The 3,233-nt window shown below is 36.9% G+C and carries 4 protein-coding genes and 1 pseudogene; 1 reads left to right on the top strand and 4 read right to left on the bottom strand.

Annotation, left to right across the window (positions count from 1 at the left end; genetic code table 11):
• The first annotated feature begins 438 nt into the window (after positions 1-438).
• Positions 439-609 (top strand): photosystem II assembly protein Psb34, encoded by a 171-nt coding sequence (gene psb34, locus PN471_RS10830; RefSeq protein ID WP_271776856.1) that lies wholly within the window; start codon positions 439-441, stop codon positions 607-609.
• 98 nt (positions 610-707) lie between these two features.
• Here the strand turns inward: psb34 and PN471_RS10825 are convergent, their stop codons facing one another.
• From PN471_RS10825 to PN471_RS23450, 4 genes and pseudogenes are all read right to left on the bottom strand, one after another.
• Positions 708-1,064 (bottom strand): hypothetical protein, encoded by a 357-nt coding sequence (locus PN471_RS10825; protein ID WP_271776855.1) that lies wholly within the window; start codon positions 1,062-1,064, stop codon positions 708-710.
• A gap of 50 nt (positions 1,065-1,114) precedes the next feature.
• Entirely contained in the window at positions 1,115-2,392 is a 1,278-nt protein-coding gene (locus PN471_RS10820; RefSeq protein ID WP_271776854.1) for an AAA family ATPase, read from the bottom strand.
• A gap of 21 nt (positions 2,393-2,413) precedes the next feature.
• Complete coding sequence (gene pgsA, locus PN471_RS10815; RefSeq protein ID WP_271776853.1) at positions 2,414-2,926, bottom strand: CDP-diacylglycerol--glycerol-3-phosphate 3-phosphatidyltransferase; 513 nt, start codon at positions 2,924-2,926, stop codon at positions 2,414-2,416.
• A 169-nt stretch (positions 2,927-3,095) separates the two neighbouring features.
• Positions 3,096-3,233, bottom strand: a pseudogene (locus PN471_RS23450) (IS4 family transposase); the annotation flags it as partial.

The following is a 3,233-nucleotide window of genomic DNA, read 5'->3' as shown; positions in this document are numbered from 1 at the left end:
GCAGCCTACAAAACAAAAAACAAATCTCAAAACCAAAGAACCGTGGGGCGCACGGTCTTAAAGCTCAGTTAATGTCCTCATAGAGGAGTCACTGAGAAGCCCACACTCACCTGAAAGGGAGTGTGTGGAGTACGTCACGAGATAAGACCTCCATTCAGTTTGGAGAAATCTTGTCTAAGCGATTCATGTCTTAGATTAAAGAATTTCAGCGGCTTTAGCCCTGAGAGAGTCAAATTAAGCTCCACCCACCTCCGCTAATTTTCCACTGGAAACCCGCGCAGGTGGTTTTTTTATGGCTGCTGTCACCGAGATTTTTTCTTCGATGATCAGCAGCACCTATTCCTAGCATCAATTATTTTTTTGTCAAGTTCTATTGACACTTCGTAACAAAATTGTTATATTAATTTACATAAAGTAACAAACCCAAGAAAAAACATTATGTATACCACAACTGATGAAAAAGGCATTCTTAACAACTACGCCAAAGAACCCAAACTTTACTATGCAGAATTTCCTACAAAAGCGCAACAAAGCAACTATGCTTTTCAAGGTGTAGTAGCAATATTATTTTTAACTTCTATAGTTCTAATTACTTTGGGGGTTAGCTAAAATTTCCCGCTTCGGTATTTGTATCTAATCGTCATTCAAATTTTCTCCTAATTAACCCTGGTCAGTTTCGCCAGGGTTTTTTATTGCCATTTATTGCTTTACTGCTCACTTAAACGTCGAAGCTGATCTCGAAAATAACAAAAGCTTGGTGATTGATTATTATCAATATCCATTAGAGGAGATATCTTTTCAGCCCAAGTTGTTTTCTCTTTACCAATTACCTGATAAGGAAGTTGAGACAACTTTTGACAACCACCAGGATATACTGCGTCGGCTAACTTCTCCCATGTGCCACAAATATCATCATTAGCATAAGAATTTAGGGTTGCTAGTTTGGCATTTGGATAAGCCGTCTTTACTGCTGCTAAATCACCTAAATACCATGCTTCTCCTTCCTCAATAGCAATACAAAATTGCGTCTTTGGTTTAGGTTCACAAGAGTCTAAGAATATCAAGAGTAGTTTTGCCAGAAATATCCTCAACTAATATTTCAAAGTGCATATATTCACCTTGCGTCCAAGTAGTCACTGTACCAAAGTCCACCCAGGGGCAAACCCTCAGAAACAAGATTATTTATCAGAGGATCTTCACTAGCCCGCTTAATTTTAGCAAATCCATCGTCACCCTTTTCTAATACCCAAACTTCTTCAGGTTCAAGAGCATCTACAAAATATGGTTGATGTGTTGTCACAAATATTTGTGACCCACCTTTCTGACCTCTAGTGTGTTCTCGAAATTCTCTGGCTAGGGTTTCTAAAAGTTTATGATAAAGTCCATTTTCCGGTTCTTCGATACACAAAAATGGTGGTGGTGAAGGGTCTTCTAACATCAGAAGATAGGCAAATACTTTTAGTGTACCATCTGACATTTGTTGAGAATAAAATGGGTCTTGAAATCCCTTGTCGTTGAAACACAAAAGCAGTCTTCCATCTGGACTTGGGTAAGTGCTAATCTTATTGACACCGGGAATTTTATTCGCTATTTTTTCCAGTATGGATTGAAACTTTTTGGGATGTTCTCTTTCCATAAATTGAACTACATTACCTAAATTATCTCCATGAATATTCAAATGCTTTTGTGGTCCGGCTAGAGGTAAACTGCGGGCAGCATCTGGTGTAAAATAGCTTAAATACCACCCTTCAATAAATCTTCTAAACATAGAAATTCGGGGATGTTGTTTAAGTGAACCTAAAGTAGCAATTCCCAGTTTTCGCGGATCATCAAGTTCAACTACTTCGGTTTCTTTAGTTTCTTCTTCTGCTTCACCTCTTTGGATTTTATCCATTAAATCTGACACATCAAAATCATCTTGCTTACCTTGTTGTTCACCTTTCCATGCGATTCCTCTGCCTTCATTGAGAATTAAAAAAGAAAAAGGTTGTCCCTTAGGTTGTCCTATTCTGCGTTGTCTCAGTCTCTCTTTTTTTACATAAGGTCTTTGAAATGAGTCAATATCTATGGCTAATTCATAAGTAATTGGTCGAGCATTACCATCTTCTTTATAATAGATTTCAAACTCAATACTTCCCTGTTGTCCTTGAGAGAGAATTTTTTCAAACCCACCACGACCATGAGCATAACAAGCTTCTTCTACTCCATTTTTCAAGCAATCAGCAAGAAAGCCAAAAATGTCAAAAATCGTGCTTTTTCCCACGCCATTCTTACCAATAACCGCTGTCATTGGTGTTAATGGCTTGGCACTTTGTGTATTCCACAATTTCCCCAAGGTAATATCACGAATAACTCTGTAATTTCTAACTCTAAAGCCTTCTATTCTAGACATTTAATTTGCTCTACTTTGATTTTACTCGCTAATTTTTTGAGGAATGAGATAAATTATTCCTGAAATAATTGTTAATATTACCGATATCCAAAAGGTAATTAAAATAGGAGTTTGCCAAGTTGGAGATAAGGGAGCAATTAGGAGAGATATGGCAATAATTTGACTAACTGTTTTCAGTTTACCCCAAATATTTGCACCAGTGATGGTGGTTTGATTAACTCGCCAACCAGCGATCGCTAATTCCCGTGCTAAAATTATGAACACTGCCCAAGCTGGAATTTTTCCTAATTCTACCAATACTAATAATGGTGCAAGTACCAATAATTTATCTACCAAAGGATCAAGAAATTTACCTAACTCGCTAATTTGGTTCAGTTTTCTGGCTAAATATCCATCTAACCAATCAGTTAGGGCAGCAACTAAAAATATAGTTAAACATATCCATTTGGCTTCATTGGTGGGATTATATAAGCCGTAAAGTAAAAAAGGTATTCCCAGTAGTCGAGAAAAAGTAATCCAGTTAGGTAGAGTCATGACAATTTAAAATTACAAACCAAAACTAATTATATAAGTAGGTTGGCGTTGAAAATTGTTGTTATGGCAAGGCAAAAGGCACTCATGCAAGAGGCAAGAGTGAAGAGGGTTTGGGCGATTTTACATTTCTTTACACAGTTTGGTTTTATTGTGTTCACCTACTTAGGTTCTAAGTACAGGACAAAAAATTGAGAGAGAGAAGAAAGTCGTCATATTTCAAATCTAAATCAGTAACAAGAGAACGCAGATAATCTAAACCGTAACGAAAAACACTTTTAGCAAAACGTCCATGTTTCTTGATTTTGAT

Source organism: Aphanizomenon sp. CS-733/32 (assembly GCF_028330045.1).
GTDB lineage: Bacteria > Cyanobacteriota > Cyanobacteriia > Cyanobacteriales > Nostocaceae > Dolichospermum > Dolichospermum gracile.
This window is presented reverse-complemented; position numbering and strand designations above follow the sequence as displayed.

What these genes read in the sequence shown, in the direction of transcription:
- PN471_RS10820 (WP_271776854.1), bottom strand. Translation starts at nt 2,392, where the DNA reads ATGTCTAGAATAGAAGGCTTTAGAGTTAGAAATTACAGAGTTATTCGT.
- pgsA (WP_271776853.1), bottom strand. Translation starts at nt 2,926, where the DNA reads ATGACTCTACCTAACTGGATTACTTTTTCTCGACTACTGGGAATACCT.
- psb34 (WP_271776856.1), top strand. Translation starts at nt 439, where the DNA reads ATGTATACCACAACTGATGAAAAAGGCATTCTTAACAACTACGCCAAA.